At 66.6% G+C, this 22,714-nt stretch carries 22 protein-coding genes; 7 read left to right on the top strand and 15 right to left on the bottom strand.

The features are described 5' to 3' along the window. Positions 1-36 precede the first annotated feature (36 nt). The 7 genes from ACSQ89_RS32240 to ACSQ89_RS32270 all read right to left on the bottom strand — a co-directional run bounded on the left by ACSQ89_RS32240 (position 37) and on the right by ACSQ89_RS32270 (position 9,115). The gene (locus tag ACSQ89_RS32240) at positions 37-2,217 is read right to left on the bottom strand and encodes an exonuclease domain-containing protein (RefSeq protein ID WP_436294597.1); all 2,181 of its coding nucleotides are present in this window, start codon (positions 2,215-2,217) and stop codon (positions 37-39) included. Then, a complete protein-coding gene (locus tag ACSQ89_RS32245; protein ID WP_093110175.1) occupies positions 2,214-2,588 on the bottom strand; it encodes a response regulator transcription factor in 375 nt (124 codons plus the stop codon). The genes ACSQ89_RS32240 and ACSQ89_RS32245 overlap by 4 nt, the downstream gene beginning before the upstream one ends. Before the next feature lie 2 nt (positions 2,589-2,590). Further along, positions 2,591-5,365, bottom strand: a complete 2,775-nt coding sequence (locus ACSQ89_RS32250) for an ATP-binding protein (protein ID WP_436294598.1) — start codon at positions 5,363-5,365, stop codon at positions 2,591-2,593. A 1-nt stretch (position 5,366) separates the two neighbouring features. Beyond that, a complete protein-coding gene (locus ACSQ89_RS32255) occupies positions 5,367-5,555 on the bottom strand; it encodes a hypothetical protein (protein WP_244504009.1) in 189 nt (62 codons plus the stop codon). A 27-nt stretch (positions 5,556-5,582) separates the two neighbouring features. Next, positions 5,583-7,013 (bottom strand): putative nucleotidyltransferase substrate binding domain-containing protein, encoded by a 1,431-nt coding sequence (locus tag ACSQ89_RS32260; protein ID WP_436294599.1) that lies wholly within the window; start codon positions 7,011-7,013, stop codon positions 5,583-5,585. A 69-nt stretch (positions 7,014-7,082) separates the two neighbouring features. After that, positions 7,083-8,810, bottom strand: coding sequence for a cation acetate symporter (locus ACSQ89_RS32265; protein WP_436294600.1), 1,728 nt, complete (start codon positions 8,808-8,810; stop codon positions 7,083-7,085). After that, positions 8,807-9,115 carry a DUF485 domain-containing protein gene (locus ACSQ89_RS32270; RefSeq protein WP_093110171.1) on the bottom strand — a complete coding sequence of 103 codons (309 nt, stop codon included), beginning with the start codon at positions 9,113-9,115 and terminating at the stop codon, positions 8,807-8,809. Before ACSQ89_RS32270 ends, ACSQ89_RS32265 begins: the two co-directional genes overlap by 4 nt. A gap of 137 nt (positions 9,116-9,252) precedes the next feature. On the opposite strand from ACSQ89_RS32270, the gene acs reads away from it, so the two are divergent. From acs to ACSQ89_RS32285, 3 genes are read left to right on the top strand one after another with little or no spacing between them, the layout of a single operon-like run. Continuing rightward, positions 9,253-11,229 (top strand): acetate--CoA ligase, encoded by a 1,977-nt coding sequence (gene acs, locus ACSQ89_RS32275; protein ID WP_436294601.1) that lies wholly within the window; start codon positions 9,253-9,255, stop codon positions 11,227-11,229. Positions 11,230-11,239: 10 nt separating this feature from the next. Further along, positions 11,240-11,611, top strand: a complete 372-nt coding sequence (locus ACSQ89_RS32280) for a c-type cytochrome (protein WP_436294602.1) — start codon at positions 11,240-11,242, stop codon at positions 11,609-11,611. A 28-nt stretch (positions 11,612-11,639) separates the two neighbouring features. Next, complete coding sequence (locus ACSQ89_RS32285) at positions 11,640-12,089, top strand: NAD(P)H-dependent oxidoreductase (RefSeq protein ID WP_436294603.1); 450 nt, start codon at positions 11,640-11,642, stop codon at positions 12,087-12,089. 140 nt (positions 12,090-12,229) lie between these two features. Here ACSQ89_RS32285 and ACSQ89_RS32290 read toward each other — a convergent pair whose 3' ends face one another. From ACSQ89_RS32290 to ACSQ89_RS32310, 5 genes are all read right to left on the bottom strand, one after another. Beyond that, entirely contained in the window at positions 12,230-13,543 is a 1,314-nt protein-coding gene (locus ACSQ89_RS32290) for a trypsin-like peptidase domain-containing protein (protein WP_436296837.1), read from the bottom strand. A 162-nt stretch (positions 13,544-13,705) separates the two neighbouring features. Beyond that, positions 13,706-14,161 (bottom strand): universal stress protein, encoded by a 456-nt coding sequence (locus ACSQ89_RS32295; RefSeq protein ID WP_436294605.1) that lies wholly within the window; start codon positions 14,159-14,161, stop codon positions 13,706-13,708. Between the two features lie 108 nt (positions 14,162-14,269). Continuing rightward, positions 14,270-14,662 carry a DUF302 domain-containing protein gene (locus ACSQ89_RS32300; RefSeq protein WP_436294606.1) on the bottom strand — a complete coding sequence of 131 codons (393 nt, stop codon included), beginning with the start codon at positions 14,660-14,662 and terminating at the stop codon, positions 14,270-14,272. Then, positions 14,638-15,252, bottom strand: coding sequence for a flavodoxin family protein (locus tag ACSQ89_RS32305; RefSeq protein ID WP_436294607.1), 615 nt, complete (start codon positions 15,250-15,252; stop codon positions 14,638-14,640). The genes ACSQ89_RS32300 and ACSQ89_RS32305 overlap by 25 nt, the downstream gene beginning before the upstream one ends. A 113-nt stretch (positions 15,253-15,365) precedes the next feature. Further along, entirely contained in the window at positions 15,366-15,971 is a 606-nt protein-coding gene (locus ACSQ89_RS32310) for a hypothetical protein (protein ID WP_436294608.1), read from the bottom strand. Here ACSQ89_RS32310 and ACSQ89_RS32315 point away from each other — a divergent pair. Both ACSQ89_RS32315 and ACSQ89_RS32320 read left to right on the top strand, forming a co-directional pair. Next, positions 15,961-16,803 (top strand): universal stress protein, encoded by an 843-nt coding sequence (locus ACSQ89_RS32315; RefSeq protein ID WP_436294609.1) that lies wholly within the window; start codon positions 15,961-15,963, stop codon positions 16,801-16,803. The two genes, ACSQ89_RS32310 and ACSQ89_RS32315, sit on opposite strands and share 11 nt — an antisense overlap. 108 nt (positions 16,804-16,911) lie before the next feature. Next, the gene (locus tag ACSQ89_RS32320) at positions 16,912-17,412 is read left to right on the top strand and encodes a universal stress protein (RefSeq protein ID WP_436294610.1); all 501 of its coding nucleotides are present in this window, start codon (positions 16,912-16,914) and stop codon (positions 17,410-17,412) included. A gap of 566 nt (positions 17,413-17,978) precedes the next feature. Here the strand turns inward: ACSQ89_RS32320 and ACSQ89_RS32325 are convergent. Further along, positions 17,979-18,929, bottom strand: coding sequence for a LysE family translocator (locus ACSQ89_RS32325; protein WP_436294611.1), 951 nt, complete (start codon positions 18,927-18,929; stop codon positions 17,979-17,981). 126 nt (positions 18,930-19,055) lie between these two features. Between ACSQ89_RS32325 and ACSQ89_RS32330 the strand changes: the two genes are divergently transcribed. Beyond that, entirely contained in the window at positions 19,056-19,463 is a 408-nt protein-coding gene (locus ACSQ89_RS32330) for a hypothetical protein (protein WP_436294612.1), read from the top strand. Positions 19,464-19,503: 40 nt separating this feature from the next. After that, the gene (locus tag ACSQ89_RS32335) at positions 19,504-21,078 is read left to right on the top strand and encodes an AAA family ATPase (RefSeq protein WP_436294613.1); all 1,575 of its coding nucleotides are present in this window, start codon (positions 19,504-19,506) and stop codon (positions 21,076-21,078) included. Positions 21,079-21,165: 87 nt separating this feature from the next. Here the strand turns inward: ACSQ89_RS32335 and ACSQ89_RS32340 are convergent, their stop codons facing one another. Then, a complete protein-coding gene (locus ACSQ89_RS32340; protein ID WP_436294614.1) occupies positions 21,166-21,375 on the bottom strand; it encodes a hypothetical protein in 210 nt (69 codons plus the stop codon). Positions 21,376-21,720: 345 nt separating this feature from the next. Continuing rightward, complete coding sequence (locus ACSQ89_RS32345; RefSeq protein ID WP_436294615.1) at positions 21,721-22,614, bottom strand: LysR substrate-binding domain-containing protein; 894 nt, start codon at positions 22,612-22,614, stop codon at positions 21,721-21,723. Positions 22,615-22,714: the final 100 nt, after the last annotated feature.

Below are 22,714 nucleotides of genomic sequence, written 5' to 3' on the forward strand. Positions count from 1 at the left end.
CGCCGTGCGCTGGAACCGGGTCCCGCATGTCCAGCCTCAGTACTTCAAACGCGCGTACCAGGTGCGCTGCGCCGCCTCGCGCGCCTGGCCCAGCGTGTGGACTCCCTTGTCCGCCAGCAAAGGGATCAGGCGAAGGAACACCTCCGCCGTCAGGATCGCATCGCCCAGGGCGGTGTGGCGGCCCAGCACCGCGATGCCGAAGCGCTCGGCAATGGCTTCCAGCTCGTGCGACGCCTGGTGCGGGCTTGCCACCGCGGACAACAGCAGCGTGTCGAGCACCGGCTGATCGAAACGCACGCCGGTAGATGCTTCCTTCAGCTGCAGGAAGCGCATGTCGAACGCGGCGTTGTGTGCCACCAGGACGGTGTCGTTGGCGAAGGCGTGGAAGATCGGCAGGATCTCGGCGATGCCCGGCTGGCCGGCGACCATCGCCGGCGTGATGCCGTGTATGGGAATGCCGGCGGCCGGGATACTTCGACCGGGGTCGATGAGCTGCTCGAAGCTCTCCTGCCGCAGCAGCTTGCCGTTGACGATGCGCGCCGCGCCGATCTGGATGATCTCGTCGCCCTGCGACGGATCGAGCCCGGTGGTCTCGGTGTCGAACACCGTGTAGGCCAGGTCCACCAGGCGACGCTCGTCGAGCTCGCGCGCCTGAATGCCGGGCTGGAACAGGTCGAAGTCGTAGTACTCGGGGCGGCTTTCGCTGCGCAGCACCGCGGCTGCCTCCAGTTGTTCCTGGGGTGGAGCGAGCGGGAGCAGGAAGCGAAAGAAAGTCGTTTGCAACGCGCGCTCGCGCTGAAACCAGAACTCGCCACCATGGCGCTCGACCACGTCGCGAACCGACAGCGGGCTGGCCCGATCGCCCACCGTCATCGGGCTCGACTCCCAGCTCGTCACCGTTTCGGTGCTGATGGCCGTGCCGGCCCAGACCAGGTCGAGATGGGCGCGTTCGCCCGCGCGGCGCAGTCGCAATTGAACGCGCTTGACCGCGAACTCGTCCACCAGCCGGGTCGCCAGCGAGGCCAGTGCCTGGAGCAAGGCGTAGCTGTCGACCCTGAGCCACAGGCCAGCGTCGACTTCCGGCGCGGAGGCGCGCGCGCCCGAGCGCGCCTCGATCAGGCGCAGGGCGGCCTGTACCAGGTCGGCGCCGAGCATGTCCTCGAGCGGCCAGCGCGTCTTCAGGCCCTGGCTGGCGCTCGCTGCGAGCGACTGGAGGCGCGCCGTCATGGCGCGAACTTCGTCGTGCACGACGCGCAGGAAGCGCTCGCGCGTCGGCGCGTCCAGGTCGGGCAGCTCGAGCATGTCCACTGCCGCCTGCAGGCTGCCCAATGACGAGCGGCTGCCTTCGGTCAGTCCGTGCAGCAGGCGGTCCTGCTCGGCATCCTCCTCGAACTCGCGGGTGATGTTCTGCAGCATCAGAACGAAGCCCGACAGCTGCGCGGCATCTCCGGGCACGGCCGAGGGATCGCGCACCGGCGCCAGCTGCACCCGCAGCAGTTGACCGGCCTGCGAACTGGTGACGAACTGCGCCGAGGGCTGGGGTGCTCCGCGCAACAGCCGCCGTTGGACGCTTTCGAGCGCGTGGGCGATGAGCTCGCGGTCGAACAGGGCGTAGATCGAGCGGCCCAGTCCGATCAACTCCGCCCCGTCGGCCAATGCCGGCACAGACGACAGCGCGCGAGACTGCAGCCGCGCCCGATTGTTGTAGAGCAGGATGCGGCCGTCCAGGTTGCACACGACCACGCTCTGCGTGAGCTCCGACATCAGCGCAGCCAGGCGGCTGCGTTCCTGCTCGATGCCGCGCGCGGCCTCCTGCACCCGGGCGTCGATGTCGGCGCGCAGGCCGTCGCACTGGCGCGCGAGCTCATCGACGACGCCGGCCAGCGCCCGGGCACCCGCTCCGCATGCCGCCTCCGCGGGGGGCGCGCTGCGGTGGGGCGCGCCGCCGGCCGCCGTGGCCTGCGCGGCTTCAGCCAGCCGGGCCGGCTCGGTCACCCAGATCGCATGGGCGCGACGCGCCAGCGCACCCAGCGCGATCGCCAACACCGCCCAGCCCAGCACCAGCAGGGGCACGCGCGGCGCGATCATCTCGCCCAGCACGGCGCGCTCGTCTGGCGCAAGCGTGGCAGCGAAGATGGCGCCGAGCCCCAAGCCGAGGAGCGCCAGGAGAGCTCCCGGCGCGAGCGCCACGGCGAATTGGTGGGCATCGATCTTCATGCGGAGCTGCTGAGCAACTGCCGCACGCGCGCGGCAAGCTCCCGGGTGGAGAAGGGCTTGGTCATGTAGGCATCGGCTCCCAGGGCCATGCCCTTCGCGACGTCGGTCTCCCGGCCCTTGGCGGTGAGCAGGAGGATCTTCGTGGCGGCGATCTCCTCGTCGGCACGCACGGCCTGCAGGACCTCGAGGCCGGACTTGAAAGGCATCATGACGTCCAGCAGCACCAGGTCAGGCTGTAGGCTGCGGATCAGTTCGAGCGCCTGCTGGCCGTCGCGCGCGATGCTCACCGCGTGCCCTTCGCGCTTCATGAGGAATTCGAGCGAAATCACGATGTTGGGCTCATCGTCTGCAATCAGCACCTTGTAGGCCATGGTCATGTCTCCAGTTCTTGCGTCTCGGGGTGCAGCGGCAGTTCGAAGCCGAAGCATGCGCCGTGACCCGGCCTGGAGTCGAGCCACATCCGGCCGCCGAAGTGTTCGACGATGCGACGGCTGATGGGCAGGCCCAGGCCGGTACCCTGCGGACGATGCGCGGCATCGCCACCCTGGCGAAACTTATCGAACACCAGCTCCTTCTGCTCCGGCGGCACACCGGGGCCGTTGTCCTGCACAGTGATGGTGACGCGATCGACATCGCAGTGCAGGCTGACCTCGACCCGGCCCTGCCCCTGCGGCACGAACTTGGCCGCGTTCGACAGCAGATTGATCAGCACCTGCGTGAGGCGGTCGGGGTCGACCTGCAGCGGCGGCACCGCATCGGGGAGCCTCAGCGCCACGACCGCGCCACGCTCACGGAACAGCTCCTGCGTAGTCTGAACGGCTTGCTGAACCAGCGCGCGCAGGTCGACCTCGGTGCTGCGCCATTCGGCGACGCCCGATTCGATCTTCGCCATGTCCAGCACCTGGTTGACCAGGCGCGTCAGGCGCTCGGTCTCGGTCACCACCAGGCCGAGAAAATGCTGGCGCTGTCCGGTGTCCATCGCCGGGTCGTCAAGCATCAGTTCGGCCAGCGCGCGGATCGAGGTCAGCGGCGTGCGCAGCTCGTGCGTCACCGAGGACATGAAGTCGTCCTTCAGCCGATCGAGACTCTTGAGCTGTTCGTTGGCCTTGCTGAGATCTGCGGTGGCGCGCTCCAGGGAGAGCGATTTCTCCTCCAGCGCCTGCGAATGGGCGCGCAGCGCCGCCGTCTCGCGCGAGGCTTCGTCCAGGATGCGCATGACGTCATCCAGCTCCAGCGCTTCTTCTTCGACGACCGAGGCCACCACCAGCCGGGCCGAGGCGCTGCCGATGGCGCCCGCGAGCTGCGTTTCGATGAACTGCACCAGCCGCGCGTCGGCGGCGAGCTGCTCCGGCCCGGCGAGGCCGTTGCGTCGTGCGTAGTCGTTCAGCAGCCGGTCGGCAGCCGCGGCGCCCAGGAATCGCGTGGCCAGTTGGCGCAGATCGGCCAGCCTGGCGCGGCCGCGCCAGAACACCGGCCCAGCCTCGGCGGCCCCGCGTTCCGTACGCTGGAAGACGTCGACGAACATCAAGGCCTGGCTCGCTTCGCGTGCGGAAGGGCGGCTCAGCAGCGACACGCCGAAGTACAAGGCGGTGTTGACCAGCAGGCTCCAGAACAGCGCATGGGTCAGGTTGTCCAGGCCCGAGAGGCCCAGCAGCTGCTCGGGCCGCAGCCAGGCGATGCCGAACGGCCCTTGGTCGATGTATCCGGCGGGGATCCAACCCGACTTGGCGATCGACGGCAGCATCAGCGTCCAGGCCCACAGCACGAAGCCGGCGCCAAGGCCGGCGAGCGCGCCGTGCCGCGTGCCGCCCTTCCAGTACATGCCCGCCAGCATCGGCGGCGCGAATTGGGCGACGGCGGCGAAACTGATGAGCCCGATGCTGACCAGCGCATAGTCCTCGCCGGCGACGCGGTAGTAGAGATAGCCCAGCAGCAGGATCGCCACGATCACCGTCCGGCGGATGCCCAGCAGCACGCCGCTCAGGTCGCGCGCTGTGCGCAGGCCGGCGCGCAGCAGCAGCGGCATCACGAGGTCGTTGCAGACCATGGTCGAGACCGCGATGGCCTCGACGATGACCATGCCCGTGGCGGCCGAGAGGCCGCCGATGAATGCCGCCAGCGCCAGCCCCGGCTGGCCGTCGGCCAGCGGCAGCGAAAGCACAAAGGCCTCGGGATTCTGCCGGCCGACACCGAAGTACAGCAGGCCGCCCAGTGCGATTGGCAGCACGAAGAGATTGATCAGCAGCAGGTACAGCGGAAACGCCCAGGTGGCGCGCCGCAGATGGCGCTCATCGACGTTTTCGACCACCATCATCTGGAACTGCCGTGGCAGGAAGATCACCGAGAGCATGGCAAGCAGCGTCAGCGCGAACCACTGGCCGCCCGCAAAGCCGGTGGCCGCTGTGGCGCCACCGGTGTTCCCAAGGCTCAGCAGGCGGCCCAGTTCGGGCCGCGCCGCGGCGCGGCCGAACAGGTCGGCCGGTCCGTCGAACAGGTGCCAGGTGACGAAAACGCCGACGGCCAGGAAGGCCAGCAGCTTCACCACCGACTCGACGGCGATCGCCGCCACCATGCCCTCGTGCCGCTCGGTGGTATCGAGGTGGCGCGTGCCGAAGGCGATCGTGAAGCCGGCCAGCGCCAGCGCGATGTACAGCGTGCTGTCGCGCCACCAGGCCAAGGGTTGCTGCAGCGCAGCGCCGGGCGCGGCGGTGAGCAGCGCATAGCCGCTGGCGATGGCCTTGAGCTGCAGCGCCACGTAGGGCAGGATGCCCACCACCGCGATCAGTGTGACCAGCATGGCCAGCAGCGTGCTCTTGCCGTGGCGGCTGGCGATGAAATCGGCGATGGAGGTGATGCGGTAGCTGCGCGCGATGCGGATCATCTTGCGCAGCACCATCCAGGCCATCAGCATCGCGAGCGTCGGGCCGAGGTAGATCGGCAGGAACCACAGGCCCGACGACGCGGACCGGCCCACGCTACCGAAGTAGGTCCAGGCCGTGCAGTACACGCCCAGCGACAGCGTGTAGACCCACGCGTTGCCGATCAGCGAACGGCCTTCGCGTGCGCGCTTGTCGCCCACGTGCGCCACCAGGAACAGCAACGCCAGGTAGGCGAAGGAGGCGATGATGACCGTGGAAGCGGGCAGCATGTCAGTGCTCCCCCGGTGCCTCGGCCACCCACGCCGCCAGCGCGATGAGGATGCCCCAGCCGCCGAAGAGCGCGAGCGGCATCAGCGGCAGCCCCCAGAGCATGACCGGGCGGTCCCACAGCGTGAGCAGCGGCACGTTCAGCAGCAGCCAGCCCAGTGCGAAGAGGCCGAGCAGGCGTTGCGATCTCAAGCCTTGGAACATGGTGGCTCGCCTGAACTACAAGGCGTCGAGGTGGAAGCGTTGCCGCAGCACGCCGCGAAAGCGGCGCACGATGCCCAGCGCATCACGCAGGGCATCACGTTCCAGCGCACCCAGCTCGGACAGCCGAACATCATTGCCTGGCACTTGTCCGGCCTGCTTCTGACGCAGCTGATGCGTCAGCCTGAGCGCCATCAAGTAGTGCAGCGCGTCCAGCACGTCGCGCGCCAGGCCGGATTCGATCTGCTGTTGCTCGACCAGCAAGCGCAGCCGCGCGGCCGTGCCGTTGACGCGCAGGCGCCGCTGCAGCGCCAGCGCCCGCACGCCGTGCACGATCGGGAAGGTGCCGAGCTTTTTCAGATCCATTGTCTCGTCGTCGTGACGCGCGGTGAGCCTGCGCCACCATCCCGTCGGGTGGTCGAACAGATCGATCGCGCTGGCAAAGCGCGCGAGGAAGACGTCTGCGCTGTCGAGGACGCGCTCCAGATGCCGGCGTGCCTCCTGCAGAAGCCCCGCGTCGCCGGCCACTGACTTGCTGTCCATGAAGATGGCGAGTCGCATCGGGCCCTCGGGGTCGGATCCGTGTACCCAGTCGCGCAGCGACTCCTTGAAGCCGGCCAGCGGCTGCCGCCAGAGCGGGTTGGTCAGCATGATCTGCCCGGCGCAGGGGGGATAGCCCAGCTCGGCCAGCGCGGCATTGAACTGCATGGCGATGGCCTCGAGATCGGGACACGCGAAGCCGTCGCGCAGCAGCAGCGCGTTGTCCTGATCGGTCTTGACGATCTGCTCGTCGCGGCCCTCGCTGCCCATGACCACCAGGCAGCTGTTGGCCACCAGATCGGATGGCGCCAGCAACGACCACAAGCGCGCGAAGAGGCGCGCGTTGAGCTCCCCCACGAGCCGCGCGATGCGCTCGATCTTGATGCCGCCCTCGTGCAGCAGCGAGACCATGGTGTCGATGCGCGCGGCTGCGGCCGCCAGTTCGGCCACATTGGCGGCTTCGTCGATCTGCAGCGCGGCGATCTGCGAATGGTTGGCGACGAAGCTCACCAGGTCGAGCTGGTCCAGCAGGCCGAGCACGGTGTCGCCGTCGCGCACCAGCAGGCGGTGCACCCGGTGGCGCGCCATCAGCCACAGCGCCTCGAAGAGGTCCGCGTCGGGGTGGATCTCGACCAGGCCGAAGCGGGCCACCTCGCGGACCGCCAGCTCGGCCGGGGCCTCGGGACGCAGCAGCGCATCGCGCAGGTCGGCGGTGGTGAAGATGCCCAGGCGATGGCCGTCCCGCACCAGCGCGTCGCGCAGCCCCTGCTGCGACAGCACCCGGCACACCGACACCAGGTCGAGCCCGCCATCGACGTAGCAGGCCTTGCGCACGTGGGCGTCGCCCACGCGCGCAGTGAGGAGCGAGAGCATCTCGCGCTGGGTTTCGACTGCGCGCAGTTCCGTCATGGTGCGGGGCACAAAAAATGAACGGGCCGGTAGACAGTGTGCCTGCCTACCGGCCCGTCCACTACCCGCTCAATGCCCGCTGGCGCCGGACGCCCCGATGCCGGTTTCCGATCGCACCTGCTGGGCCAGGAAGCCGCGCTTGTCAACGTCGCCGCGCGCGCTGGAATCCAGCAGCGAAAAGATCCAGATGCCGAGGAAGCCGATGGTCATCGAGAACAGGCACGGCGAGGCGTACGGGAAGAATGCGGAGCCCTTCGGATAGCCCAGCGTCGCCTCCCACACGGAGGGCGAGACGATCGTCAGCGCAACCGACGAGACCAGCCCGAGGAAGCCGCCGATCACCGCGCCGCGCGTGGTGCAGCCCTTCCACAGCACCGACATGAACAGCACCGGGAAATTGGCCGACGCGGCGATGGCGAACGCCAGCGACACCATGAAGGCGATGTTCTGCTTCTCGAACACGATGCCGAGCAGCACCGCCAGCACGCCGAGCGCGACGGTGGTGATGCGCGAGACGCGCAATTCCGAGGCGCTGTCGGCCTTGCCGCTCTTGACCACCGTCGCATACAGGTCGTGCGACACCGCCGAGGCGCCCGACAGCGTCAGGCCGGCAACGACCGCGAGGATGGTTGCGAAGGCCACCGCCGAGATGAAGCCGAGGAACACGTTGCCGCCCACCGCATTGGCGAGATGAATCGCCGCCATGTTGCCGCCGCCGATCAGCACGCCCTGGGCGTCGACGAACTGGGGGTTGGTGAGCACGAAGGTGATGGCGCCGAAGCCGATGATGAAGGTCAGCAGGTAGAAGTAGCCGATCCAGCCGGTGGCCCACATGACCGACTTGCGCGCTTCCTTGGCGCTGGGCACGGTGAAGAAGCGCATCAGGATGTGCGGCAGACCGGCCGTGCCGAACATCAGCGCCATGCCGAAGGAGATGGCCGAGATCGGGTCCTTGACGAAATTGCCGGGACCCATGATCGACTGGCCGATGGCCGCGGCCGCCTCCGCAGTCTTGCCGTCCTTGAGCGCCAGGTCGGTCTTGACCTTCACGGCACCGGCGAACATCGCTTCGGGGCTGAAGCCGAAGTGCCACAGCACCGACAGCGCCATGAAGCTGGCGCCGCCCAGCAGCAGGCAGGCCTTGATGATCTGGACCCAGGTCGTGGCGGTCATGCCGCCGAAGAGCACGTAGACCATCATCAGCGAGCCGACGATGGCAACGGCGATCCAGTATTCGAGGCCGAACAGCAGTTTGATCAGTTGGCCCGCACCGACCATCTGGGCGATCAGGTAGAAGGCCACGACGACCAGCGTGCCCGAGGCCGCGAAGATGCGCACCGGTGCCTGCTTGAAGCGGAACGCCGCCACGTCGGCAAAGGTGAACTTGCCCAGGTTGCGCAGCCGCTCCGCCATCAGGAATGTGATCACCGGCCAGCCGACGAGAAAGCCGATCGAGTAGATCAGGCCGTCGTAGCCGGCCGCCATCACGGCCGCCGAGATGCCGAGGAACGATGCCGCCGACATGTAGTCGCCGGCGATCGCCAGGCCGTTCTGGAAGCCGGTGATGCCACCGCCGGCGGTGTAGAAGTCCGCCGCCGACTTGGTCTTGGACGCGGCCCACTTGGTGATGAACAGCGTACCGAGGACGAACAGCCCGAACATGCCGATGGCCGTCCAGTTCGTCGCCTGCTTTTGCGCCTGGCCGAGATCGGCGCCGGCCGCATAGACGGTCGCGGACGCGGCAACCAGGGCGGCGAGCGCCAGTGCCCGGCGTGCGACCAGGGAGAAGGCCTTCATTTGAGCACCGCCTTCGCGACGGCGTCCGACAGGGTGTCGAACTCGGCATTGGCGCGTCTGACGTAATAGGCGGTGATCGCAATGGTGAACACGATGACGCCGAAGCCGATCGGGATGCCCAAGGTCATGACGCCTTCGCCCAGGCGCTGGGCGAGGAAAGGCTTGTTGAAAGCCACGAGCAGCACGAAGCCGTAATACGCGATCAGCATCAGTGCCGTCAGTGTCCAGCCGAAGCGCGTGCGCTTGGCCCTCAACTCCTGATATTGGGGATGGCCGGCGATGCGTGCAACTAGGTCGTCTTCCATGGAGGTCTCCTCGAAGGGTGGATTGGCTTCGGCGATTGGACGCGGTGCGACGGCGCACGCAGTTGCGCTAGCGCAAGGTTTGCAACCGCCATGTCGTCGACGATGCGGAACCCGCCCGAACCCAACAGGAGCTACGCATGAGCACGCAGGACAACGCCCCGCATTCCAAGCATTATCCGCCGCCAGAGGCCCTGGCGCGCGCGGCCCACGTCGCGGGCCGCGCGGCCTATGACGCGCTCGTGGCCGAGGCGCAAGCCGACTATGAAGGCTATTGGGCGCGCCTGGCGCGCGAGTTTGTGGAGTGGAAGACGCCCTTCACGACGGTGCTCGACAGCGCGAAGGCGCCGCATTACGAATGGTTCGGTGACGGCACCTTGAACGTCTCTTACAACTGCCTGGACCGGCAGGTCGCCGCCGGCCTCGGCGAGAAGACCGCGATCATCTTTGAAGCCGACGACGGCAAGGTCACGCGCACGAGCTACGCCGAAATGCTGGCGCGGACCTGCCGCATGGCCAATGCGCTGAAGAGCCTAGGCGTGAAGAAGGGTGACCGCGTGGTCATTTACATGCCGATGTCGGTCGAAGCCGTGGTGGCCATGCAGGCCTGCGCGCGCCTGGGGGCGGTGCATTCCGTGGTCTTCGGCGGCTTTTCGGCGCATTCGCTGCGCGACCGCATTGCCGATACCGGAGCGGTGGTCCTCGTCACCGCCGATGAGCAGATGCGCGGCGGCAAGGCACTGCCGTTGAAGGCGCTGGCCGATGAAGCCCTGGCGCTCGGCGGCTGCGAAACGGTGCGCGAGGTGATCGTCTACCGCCGCACCGGCGGCGCGATCGACTGGCAGGCGCGCGACCTGTGGATGCACGAGATCATGGATGCGCAGTCCGACACCTGCGAACCCGAATGGGTGGGTGCCGAGCATCCGCTGTTCCTGCTCTACACCTCGGGCTCCACCGGCAAGCCCAAGGGCGTGCAACACAGCAGCGGCGGCTACCTGGTGCAGGCCGCGGCGACGATGAAGTGGACCTTCGACATGCACGACGACGATGTGTTCTGGTGCACGGCCGACATCGGCTGGGTCACCGGCCACACCTACATCACTTATGGGCCACTGGCCATCGGCGCGACCGAGGTGGTGTTCGAAGGCGTACCGACCTATCCCGATGCGGGCCGCTTCTGGAAGATGATCGAAAGGCACAAGGTGACGGTGTTCTATACCGCGCCGACCGCCATCCGTTCGCTGATCAAGGCGGCGGAGGCAAACGCCGCCGTGCACCCGGACAGGCACGACCTGACGAGCCTGCGCATCCTCGGCTCGGTCGGCGAGCCGATCAACCCGGCGGCCTGGGAGTGGTATCACAAGCACGTGGGGGGCGGCCGCTGTCCGATCGTCGACACCTGGTGGCAGACCGAAACTGGTGGTCAGATGATCACCCCGCTGCCCGGCGCCACGGCGCTGGTGCCGGGCTCCTGCACGCTGCCGTTCCCCGGCATCATGGCCGCGATCGTCGACGAGACCGGCGGCGACCTGCCCAACGGGCAGAGCGGCCTCCTGGTCATCCAGAAGCCCTGGCCCGGCATGATCCGCACGATCTGGGGCGACGATGCCCGCTACCGATCGAGCTACTACCCGCCCGAACTGCGCGGCTACTATCTCGCGGGCGACGGCGCGGCGCGCGATCCGGAAACGGGCTACTTCACGATCGGAGGTCGCATCGACGACGTGCTGAACGTCAGCGGCCATCGCATGGGCACGATGGAAATCGAGTCGGCGCTGGTGTCGTGCACCGATCTCGTTGCCGAGGCGGCGGTGGTTGGCCGGCCGGACGACACGAGCGGCGAGGCCATCTGTGCTTTCATCGTGCTCAAGCGCCCGAGGCCGACGGGCGAAGAGGCGAGGAAGCTGGCGATCGAATTGCGCAACTGGGTCGGCAAGGAGATCGGGCCGATCGCCAAGCCCAAGGACATCCGCTTCGCCGACAACCTGCCGAAGACGCGCAGCGGCAAGATCATGCGCCGCCTGCTGCGTTCGGTGGCGAAGGGCGAGGCCATCACCCAGGACATCTCCACGCTGGAGAACCCGGCCATCTTGGACCAGTTGTCGGAGGCGCATTGAGCGGCATGCCATGACCGGAATGGGAAGCCCCGCATCGGCGCTGCTGGCAGCATGCGTGCTGGCCAGCGCGCTGGCCTGCGCGCCCACGGCAAGCGCTCAATCGCGCGGCGAGTTGCTCTACGCGACCCACTGCATTGCCTGCCACACCACGCAGGTGCACTGGCGCGACAGGAAGCTGGCCACCGACTGGAACAGCCTCAAGCTGCAGGTGCGGCGCTGGCAAGCGGTGGCGGCGCTCGATTGGAGCGAAGAGGATGTGCTTGAGGTCACGCGGCACCTGAACGACAGCTTCTATGGCTTCACGCCGGCATCCAATACGGTGGGCGTGCTGGTACCGGCGGCACACAGGAGCCGCGACCGAGCCGCGGGGGCGCGGCCGTGAACTGAGTCGGCGGCGCGAGGCGTTGCACATGGCGAAGCGCATCCTCATCATTCAGGGCCATCCCGATGGCTCCACGCCCCATCTATGCCATGCCCTGAGCGAGGCGTATGCGCAAGGGGCTCGCAGCGCGGGGCATGTGGTCGAGACGATCGATGTCGGCCAGCTCGACTTTCCGCTGTTGCGCAGCAAGAGCGACTGGGACAAGGGCACGCTGCCGCAGAGCCTGATGGCCTCCCAGCTGGCCATCAAGGATGCCGAGCATCTGGTCTTCTTCTTCCCGCTCTGGCTCGGTGGCATGTCGGCCTTGCTGAAGGGATTCATGGAGCAAGTCATGCGGCCGGCTGTCGGGTTGTTTGTCGACGGGGGGACCAGGCCCGGCAGGCCGCTGAGCGGCCGCAGCGCGCGAATCGTGATCACGATGGGGATGCCGGCCATCCTCTACCGCTGGTACTTCCGTGCCCACAGCTCAAGGCACTGAAGCGCAGCATCCTCGGCTTGGACGGGGTCGCGCCGGTGCGCGACACCCTGATCGGCGCGGTCGAATCGATGGACGCCGGCCGCCGCGCGCAATGGATGGAACGGCCGCACGATCTGGGGCGCCGGGCCGCCTGAGGTCTCTCAACGCAACGGCTGGCTGCGCTGGCGCTGCGCGGGGAGCTTGACCGGCACGTAGGCCAGCCTTCTGTCGCGCATCACCAGCAGCGCGATCGTCTGGCCGGGCGGCAGTTGCGCCAGCGTACGGGCGAAATCGTCGACGCGCTCGAGCCGGGTGTCGTTGATGGCGACGATGAGGTCGCCTGAGCGGATGCCTTCGCTACGTGCAGCGCCGGTAGCTTCGCGGACCAGCAGGCCGCCGTCGACGCGCAGCTGGTGGCGCAGTGCTGCCGGGACTTCGCTCAGGCTCAGCCCCAGGGCGCCGCTGCGTTCACGCTCAACGTCGTTGCGCGCGAAAGTCCGGATCGGGGGCTGGTGGCCGAGGATGGCCCAGAGCGTGCGCTTTGCTCCATGGCGCCACACATCCAGTCTGGTTTGGGCGCCGGCTGGCCGGTTCGATACCTGCTGCAGCAACTCGGAGAAATGCACGATCCGGACACCGTCGAACGCCCTGACGATGTCGCCTCGGAGCAGGCCAGCCGCCTCGGCAGGGCTGTCCGCATCCACCCGCACCACCAGGGCGCCGGCCACGTCGGGCAGCGCGAAAGACTGCGCCAGCGCGGGCGTCATCTCCTGGAACTCGGCGCCGAGTTGCGCGCGCTGAACCACGCCGACCGTGCGCAGCTGGGTGACGATCCTCATCGCCAGGTTGATCGGTACGGCAAAGGACAGGCCCATGTAGCCGCCGCTGCCGCTGTAGATCATCGAGTTGATGGCGACGACCTCACCGCGGCCGTTGAACAAGGGGCTGCCTGAACTGCCGGGATTGATGGCGACGTCGGTCTGGATGAAGGGAATCTCGCCGCCGCCGCCGATGAAGCGGTTCGTGGCGCTGACCACGCCCGTCGTCACGCTGCTATGGAATCCGAACGGCGCACCGATGGCGGCCACCCAGTCGCCCGGCGCCAGGTGCGAGGAGTCGCCGATGACGGCGACGGGCAGGCCGGCTGCGTCGATCTTCAGCAGCCCGACGTCGGTGCGTCTGTCGACACCGACCACGCGGGCCGAGAAGCGGCGGCCGTCGTCGAGGCGGACCTGCGCCTCGTCGACGTTGGCGATCACGTGCGCGCTGGTGAGAATCAGCCCGTCGCTCGTGAGAATCACGCCCGAGGCGAGGTCGCGGACCTCGCTGAGCCGCACGCTCGCTGGCAGCGGCCAGGCCAGCCGGTCGGCGAAATCGTTCTCGGGAGCGAATTCCTGCTCGATATCTTCGCGACCTTCGTCGCGCCCGATGCGCAGGGTACTGATGTCCACCACGGTGGCGTTGCGGCTCGCCACGAGCGACGAGAAGACAGGCGCGGCCGGCGCGGCCGGTGCGGCGACTTCGCCCCCGGCGCTTGCCTCAGGCGTTGGCCCAAGGCTCGCGGCACACGCGCCGAGAAGACACGCGAGTCCGATGGCGGGAAGAAGGGCGGTGATCCGAAGCACGGGGCCGCCGGCTCAGGCGTCGACCGGCTCGTTGCGCACCAGCAGGACCGGCACGGGGCTGCCGCGTACCACCAGGTCGGCGTCGCTGCCCAGCGCCAGTCGGCTGAAGCCGCGGCGGCCGTGCGTGCCCATGACGATCAGGTCGCAACCGGATTTCCCGGCCTCGTCCACCACGACATCTGCGACGCGGCCCTGCATGACTTCGCGCAAGACGGTCTCGGTCTCCACGCCTGCCTCGGTGGCAGTCTTGCGGCTCTTGGCCAGCAGCGCCTCGCCATATGCACGAACTTCGCGCATCGTCGTCTCGAAGCTGGAGGCTGCCGCCATGTCCATCAGCATCGGAAGGTTGTCGATGACATGCAGCAGACGCAGTCTCCCCTTCTGCTCGGCGGCGAGCCGCATCGCTTCGCGCAAGCCACGCTCTGCAGTTGCACTGCCGTCCAGGGGGACCAGAATGTGTTGGTACATGGGTGTTCCTTGCCGGCCGCATCAGGAGGGTGCTCGCCACCGGCCATGCGGGCGGGCAAACCATTCTTGGCCTGTAGCTCGCGTGGACCTTTGCGCCAGATCAATTTTCTAGGCGCACAGGCGTGCGCCTGCGCGACGCAGGCGCTGCTCCGCATCGTCGGCGATCGCCTGGATCTCCTTGGCGCTCGTCAGCCCGACCATGGTCTGCGGATTCAGAAAACCGACGATCACACGTTCAGGTCCCTCTTCGCGCACCACCACATTGCACGGCAGCAGCAGACCGATGTCGGGTTCGGCTTGCAAGGCCCGGTGCGCGAGCCGCGGGTGGCAGGCGCCAAGGATGCGATACGGACGCGTGTTGATGTCGAGCTTGTCCTTCATCGTGCGCTGCATGTCGATGTCGCTAAGGACGCCGAAGCCTTCACCCCTGAGCGCATCAATGACCTTGGCCACGACCTCGTCGAAGGGAGTGTGGCTCAGCGTGACGGTGAAGCCGTACATGGAATATCTCGAGGAGTTGGGGACGTTGGACCGGTTTCGATCGCGCCCATCGGAGCGCCTGAGGTGACATGTTGATCGTCCGCATGACCGGTTGTGTGTCCTCTGCGTTGCACACTGGCGTGCCATACCGCCGTGCCGAACCTCTGCAGGCGATCCGCGCAGCTGCCGTCGTTGACCTCTTGCATGGTGAGCGCGGTGCTCAGGATGGGAGCGCGACCGATGATGCGGCCGATCTCGGCAACGGCGTTGGGCGCACCGCTGCCGCCCATGACTGACACCACGGCCACATCGGGCAGGTGATCGCGCCGCCTCGTGACGAAGCTGCGCATGGGTCCGGCAAGTTGCTGTCCCCAGATGGGGGACACCAGCACCACCGTGTCGAAGTGCCTGGGCGGCGGGCCGCCATACCGAATCTCCGGACAGCGTCGGAACAGGGAATCGAGAAGACAGCGCAAGTTCCCGAACGCGCCGCTGCGCGGCCGGACCTCCGCGATCTCGGCCACCTCCCAGCCTTGCTGATCGCGCAGAAGTTGCGCCACCCGGCGGGAAGTGCCCGTATAGGAATAGCTGACGACGAGAACTTTGGTCATGCTGTCTCCGCTGCTTGATGCGTAGTTAGTATCGATCTCGAGTGCTGGAAGCGCTTTGCGCTCGATCAAGGGACAAGCGCGATGCAGCCGCCGGCCATTGCCTCTTTCTCCGCTCAAGTGCCAGATCGAAGTCTCCTGCCGCCGTGCCACCAAGCTAGATGGGCGCCGCGCGAAGGCTCCCCCTGCGGCAGCATCTGTGCCGGCCGCTGCACCTGCGCGGCCTCTAGGCTCTGCTCGTCGCTCAACGCCTTTCGACCGCGTGGCGTCACCTCTAGGGCGATGGCGGGTTCCTGACGCGCACAGTTGTCGCAATCGACGTGGACGGCTGGAATGAATGCCTTGACGTATCCCATGGCGTCAAGCATCCGCAACCGGTCAATGAGGGCCTTGTCGGCAATGGTGAGGGGGAGCTTCGCGTCAGCGAGCATTCCCAAGAGATTCGTGCACATCGCCGGGTCTCCTTCAGTCTTGAAGCCAAGGAGCGAACAACGGAAGTGCTCGGTTGCCATGTCGGCTGCGCGACCTGGGCGCCTTTCCTGTTTCGCCCCGAACGCTTGACATATTCCATCGTTGTGGCGTGCAGGTTGTTGCGCTGGATCAAGCTTCCAGTGTTCGAGCCGTCGACTCGGGCGTGCTGCGCTTTGATCGCCGTCAAGGTGGGTGCGCGAGAAGTGATCGAGGATGCGAACATCTTCGAAAGGATGACCCATGGACTTCAAGACCATCCTGGTTCACCTGGACCACACGGACAGGTGTTCCGCCCGCGTCGCGTTCGCGGCCGGGCTCGCCAGGGCGCACGGCAGCCACCTGATCGGCCTCGTGCCGACTGGTTTGTATGACGGCGTCATTCCCGCGGATGCGATCCCAACGGGTGTCACCGACTTCATTGCCGAATCGGCGGACCATTTGCGCCGGCGCGCGGAGGCGATCAGCGAAAGTTTCAAGGTCCGGGTGTCCGGGCCGATTCCCGTGTCGCACGAGATTCGACTGACCGATGGGACGGCAGTCGATGCCATCGTGCAGCATGGTCGCTCGAGCGACCTGATCGTGCTAGGCCAGGAGGATCGCTCGGCGAGGTCGGACGCGCCGGCGCACGGCCTCGTGCCGCGCGTGATGCTGCAGGCCGGTCGTCCTGTGCTGGTCGTGCCCTACGCGGGAAGCGCCGAGCCGAAAGTGAAGAACGTGTTCGTCGCGTGGGATGGATCCCGCGCGTCGGCGGTGGCAATGCGCGCTGCGTTGCCGCTGCTGGCCAAGGCGCGCCAGGTGAAGCTCGTTTTTTGTCGCAGGCTCGGCGAGCCTCATGAGCCGGCGCGACTGCTTGTTGCCGAAACGCTCCAGTGGCTCCAGAGGCACGGCATCAAGGCGACGGCTGAGGAGGACGTGATCGAGATCGACATCGCCGCCGCGCTGCTTTCGCGGGCCTGCGATCTCGGCGCCGACCTGATGGTGATGGGCGGCTATGGCCACTCGCGCCTGCGCGAGATGGTGCTCGGCGGCGTCACGCAGCAGATCCTCGCGCATATGACCTTTCCAATCCTGATTGCGCATTGAGCGGGCGCGTGCGACAGCGCGGCCTTGAGTTGACGTGCATCAAGGTCGAGGGGCCGCCTGGCGCTGAAACTGATAGCGAACTCTTACCGCCCCACTCGAGGGATAGTCATGTACCAACGCATTCTGGTTCCCATCGATGGCAGCCCGACCTCCCTGCGTGGCCTGGATGAGGCCCTTCGTCTGGCCAAGCTCACGGGCGCGACGCTGAGGCTCGTCCACGTCGTGGACGAGCTGAAGTATGTGACCGGCTTCGAGACCTTCGCCGCCTACAGTTCGGACGTGGTCCCGCTGATGGAAGCAGCGGGCGAGCAGATTCTCCGGCAGGGGAGGGAGCGTGCGCAGCGCGCCGGAATCAAGGCGGAAACAGTGCTCTTTACCTCGCTTGCGGGTCGCGTATCGGAACTCGTCGCCGACCAGGCGAGGGCCTGGAACGCCGAACTCATCGTGATCGGCACGCACGGCCGCCACGGCGTCGGGCGTGTGCTGCTGGGCAGCGATGCGGAACAGGTACTGCGCATCTCACCGATCCCGGTGCTGCTGGTCAATGTCCACCAGGCAGACGGCGAAGCAAGCCGCGCAGCGGCGCCGCACGAAACGGCCGAGGTGTGAGACGGGATGCGCCAGCCAGTGGCATTGGGGGCGGGCCCTAGGTCTCGCGATTGTCAACGCGCGCCTGCATTCTGCGGAAACCCCGGGCTTGCACCCGGAGGTGGATCCGCAGATTGGCCTGCCGGCTGAACGGGCGGCGCGGCGACAGGGCCATCCCGGCAAGAATCGGCTGACCGAGGTGACCCGCACAGCCCGATGCGGCGTGTCCGCGATCGGTTTCGCGATCTTGGGGTACTGGTATTGATCCCGGCTGTCGATCGGCGCCGAGGACGCAACCCCCGAGGCGTCGCGCATCAAGGACTTGGAGCAGATCTACCAGGTCACTTTGAACCCGCTGCGCAACACGGTCTGAATTTTCGGGCGGCTTTCTCGCCCCTCTTTGAATTTTCCGGATCTCGAGAAGGGTCACGAGGCACCGACGGCCAGGCCGCGAACAGCCGGTTGAATCCGCAGCCCCGAGCAGAAGTTCGCCAAGCCACAGAGCGGACCTTTGGCAGGTCCGCTTGGGGCCGCTGCCGTCCACTGACGGAGTGCCGAAGGCGCCCCTAGCGGGCGCTGCACGGCTACTAGGATCTACGTGCAACCAGCAGTGCGCAACCACAAATCATGGTTGCAGCGCCCCTATTGACCAACCGAAGATGGGCCGGCGTGGAGACCAGCCTGCGAGCTTTGCTTGCTGCGGTCAGGTAGACGCACTGGACTGCGAAGTCTACGGCCACGCCGAGAGCCACGATCAGCGTAGCTTGCGCGAGCGTGACTGCGCTCAGGTCAAACGCTTGCGGGAGGATTGCCCCGAAGAACACCACTGCTTTCGGGTTCCCAAGCGTGAGCAGCATGCCGGCAAAAAGCCCGCTGGACTTCCCCTCGTCCGAGGCTTGGATCACGGCAGGGGCGGACCAAAGCCGCCACGCGACGTAAAGCAGGTATGCAACGCCCAGCCACTTCACTGCGACGAACAGCGACTCATAGCGCAATGCCATTGCGGCAAGGCCCAAGATCGTTGCTACCAGCCACACAGCATTCCCGAAGACCATACCCGTCGCAAAAGGCAATGCGGATGACTTCCCCTGCGATAGCACCGTTGCCACAAGTGTCCCCTGGGCGGGGCCGGGCAGTGCCGCTGCAATCACAAACGGAACGAGAAAGAGCGAAATGTTGGACCAAGTCATTGGTGTGAAGGTTGGATCAACGTCTGCATCTTGGCCCTGAAACAACGCATTCTGCCCTTCCCCATGGGCAGCGGCGATTCCGGCGCCGGGCCTGATAGGGCGGTGCGCATACGCCAGCCGAACACGAGGGTTAGGCGGCGCGCTGGCGCAAGTCAAGTAGCGTTCCGCACCAGGCCGCGCGCGCGAGTTCAAACCAAGCTGCAAAAAATTCAAGGTGAGGTGAAAACCGACACCGGCTGCGCTGGCGGCTGCGTCGGCGATCGGCACACGGTCGCGGCTTGCAGGACCGTGGCAGCCGCATCGGGACGCGGCTGCTTCGTGATCGATGTGGCCCTTGATGCGCGTCAAGGCTGCCATCCGGTCCTGCGAAGAAACTGGGAAATGAGACTTCCGCGTGCCCACCGTTGAGCAACAGCTTGCCATCGGGGGTGACCGCCTCCTTCTTGTTCCTTCAAGCTGTCCAGGAGCCTGAGCATGCCCACAAAAATCGTCGATCTCTCCGCCCGGTCCAAAATCATTCGGGCTGAACCTTTCAACGCCCATTTCTGGGAGTGCACGCCCCTGGAATTCAAGGCCTATCTCGGGAAGCCGCGGGAGTTTCTCAGGAGGATGGGCATCGGGCTGCCGGCAGATTGCCGCATCGAAACCACCATCGAGAACCACGACTGGCTCGGCCAAGAGGCCCCCGATTTCGACGGCGAGAATGACACGGTCATCTGCAACGTGGGAAGCGGCAACGTCGCCCGCCATGCCTACCGTGTCATCAGCTACGCGCATGACAGATCGGCGATCGGGGAGTTCAAGAAGCAGTTGTTGCACAAGGCCGACCAGCAACAGGTCAAGGAGAAGGTCAGACGCGGCAAGAAGCGCAAGGCGAAGTAGTCTCGGCCGATCCCACGTTCGGAACGGGTGGAGCCAGGCCATGGACACTGTTGGCATGAAGTCGCCGGATTCCGCGGCCGTCGCAGCAGACCGTACGCTGGTGACGGCGCTGCGCGAGCGCCTGCAGTCGGACACCGGCCAAGCGGTCTCGCTGGTGGAAACCCATATCTCCTGGGTGCTGCTGACCGCGCAGATGGCCTACAAGCTGAAGAAGCCCGTCTCCCTGGGTTTCGTTGACTTCAGCACGCTCGTGGCACGCAAGCACTTCTGCGAGGAGGAAGTGCGCCTCAACCGGCGGCTTGCGCCTTCGCTGTACCTCGGCGTGGTGCCGGTGACCGGCACCACGCAGGCTCCGCGCCTGGGTGCCGGCGATCCCATCGACTTCGTCGTCTGCATGCGGCGTTTTCCCGAGGATGCATTGCTGCAACGCCTGCTGCCGGCCGGACGGCTGGAGGATGGCTGTCTTGAACAGTTCGCGCAGCGGCTGGCTGCTTTCCACGCGCAGGCACAGGTTGCCGCGCCGGCGTCCGAGTTCGGTGCTCCGGCCCAGGTGGGTCGCCCGGCAGTCGATGCATTGGCACGTCTGCGCGCCGATGGTGGCGCGAAGCGCACAAGAGATCTGCAGGCTTGGGTTTTCGAGCAAAGGAGGGCACTGCGCACGGCCTGGTTTGCGCGGCAGCGCAGCGGTGCGGTGCGTGAATGCCATGGCGACCTTCATCTGGCCAACGTGGTGCTGATCGATGGCCATCTGACCGCCTTCGACTGCATCGAATTCGATCCTGCTCTGCGCTGGATCGACGTAATGAGCGACGTCGCCTTTCTCACGATGGACCTGAAGGTGCATGGTCGCAAGGATCTCGCATTCCGCTTTCTCGACGCGTACCTGCAGTACAGCGGCGACTACACCGGTGTGCCGGTGTTGCGCTTCTACGAGGTGTACCGGGCCCTGGTGCGCGCGCTGGTCTGCCGACTGCGCGCGCGCGCAGGCGCTGATGTTGCGCCGCCCGTCGAGCCGGACTACCTGGCCTGTGCGGGACAGCTTGCGCAGACCCCGGGCGACGCGTCGCGCCTGATGATCACGCACGGGTTGTCCGGCTCGGGGAAGTCGACCATGGCCGCGGCGCTGCTGGCGGCTGCGGGCGCGATCCGCATCCGGTCAGACGTCGAGCGCAAACGCCTCTTCGGACTGGGAGCGCAGCAACGTTCAGCCGATCAGCATGCCGGGATCTACACGCAGGACGCGACGCAGCGCACTTTGGCCCGGTTGGCCGAGTGCGCGCGGACGGCTCTGCAGGCCGGCTACCCGGTGATCGTCGACGCGGCCTTCCTGCGCCGCGACGAGCGGCTGGCATTCCGGGCCCTGGCGGCCGAGCTGCGTGTGCCGTTCTCGATTCTTCGTTGCCGTGCGGCCGAAACGCAGTTGCGTCGGCGAGTGGTGGCGCGCGACGCCGAGGGAGGCGACGCGTCCGAGGCGACCTTGGCCGTGCTGGAGCGGCAGCTTGCCACCCACGAGCCGCTGGATCCGGACGAGTGCGCCCTCGCGCTTGAAGTCGTCACGGACGAGCCGGTGGATACGGCTGCGCTGAGCGCGCGTTGGCTTGCGCTGTCCCCGTGACTTGAGCTGGCGGCGCACCGAAGTCGGGCGCACCGGATCCTCATTCGACGTGGAGGATGGGTCGCCAGCGCCCGTCGGCGGCGACGCTCAATGTGGAAGGCTCGGAGTCACGTCCGGCCACGAAAGCTCGTGTCCCATCATGGCGCGCGCATAGAGATAGTTGTTGAGCGCACGTTCACCGAGCGAATCCATGTCGACATGGCCTGCCGCGTCGCACGGGAAGGCGTAGGCGCGTCGGTCGGCGAAGAGCGGGCGGAAGCGCAGTTCGTAGCCGCTGGATGCATGCGAGGCGTTCATCACAGTCTCCTTGGCGCGCCTCGCTTCTGGAAGAGGGTAGGAAAGCGGTGAGGCACGGCCTCAATCTAGATCGCCCGCTTAACCGTACCGTCAATGCGGCGCATCCGTAGGAAATATTGCGTGAACCGTCTGTCTCATCATTCGAACGCCAGGGCGGGCGCGAGGCTCGCGGATCTCCGAGACGGGCCCGCCGCGCCTCCGATTCGATCTACTGAGCACGGACCAGCAGTACGGGTGCCGGCGAGTACGCAGAATGCGCTCCGCTCCTGATCCCAATAAGGTTCGTCGACAAGAATAAAGACCGCCGCGCGAATCAATAAAGATCGCCTCTCTGCATGCGCGCACTCAGACCCCGTCGAACCTGAGCCTTTCCTTGAGATAGGAGATGAATGCCTGCACCTTCGGAGACGGCATCCGCTCCCGTGAAGAAAGCGCATTGAGATCCTGGGGCGGGCCGATCCACTGTGGCAGAACGCGCACCAAGCGGCGCGCCTTGACATCCATCGCCATGCTCTGTTCCATAGCCAGTGAGATGCCTTCCCCTTGGCACAAAGCGTCATAGAGCAGAGCCGGATCGCTTGCCACAACGACCGGGTCGATCAGGTAGCCGCGAGCCTTGCCGCTGCCCTTTCGCAGTGGCCACACGTAGCCGACGTCGCGGCGCGCCTGATGCAGCGCCAGTGTCGGATGATCGCGCAGGGCTTCGGGCGTTTCGGGTGCTCCCGCGCGCCGAAGGTAGGCAGGACTTGCAAACATGCCCGAAGGGAAGCTCGCGAGTCGCCGTGCCACGAGGCTGGAGTCCGGCAACTCGCCGAGGCGCAATGCAATGTCGATCTCATCCTCGACCAGGTCGAGTGTCGCGTGCGAGGCCAGGATCTCCAGCCTCACGTCGGGGTAGCTCGCGCGGAAACCGGGGAGCAGCGGGGCGAACCAGCTCACGCCGAACGAGTAGGGCATGGTCACGCGCAGCCACCCCCGCGGGCCGTCGCGCAGTTGGTGTACGGCACCCTCGGCGGCCTCGAGTGTGCTGGCGATGGATCGACATTGCTCGAAATAGATCGCCCCCGCTTCGGTCAGGCTCAGCTTGCGCGTTGTGCGCCGAAGCAACTGCGCGCCCATGTACTTCTCCAGTTCGTAGACGCGTCGACTGACCGTGGTCTTGGGGATCTGCAGTGCGCGCGCCGCGGCAGTGAAGCTGCCTTCCTGTACGACGCGGACGAACACGAGCGTGTCGTTCATATCTCTTGCCATGATCAACGTCCCCTCGACGGTTCGCACGTCCGGCATTGTCCCATCTATGGTCCAGCTCTTGCCGTCCGAGTGGGCTAATCAAAACGGC

Source organism: Variovorax sp. LjRoot175 (assembly GCF_964253805.1).
GTDB lineage: Bacteria > Pseudomonadota > Gammaproteobacteria > Burkholderiales > Burkholderiaceae_C > Variovorax.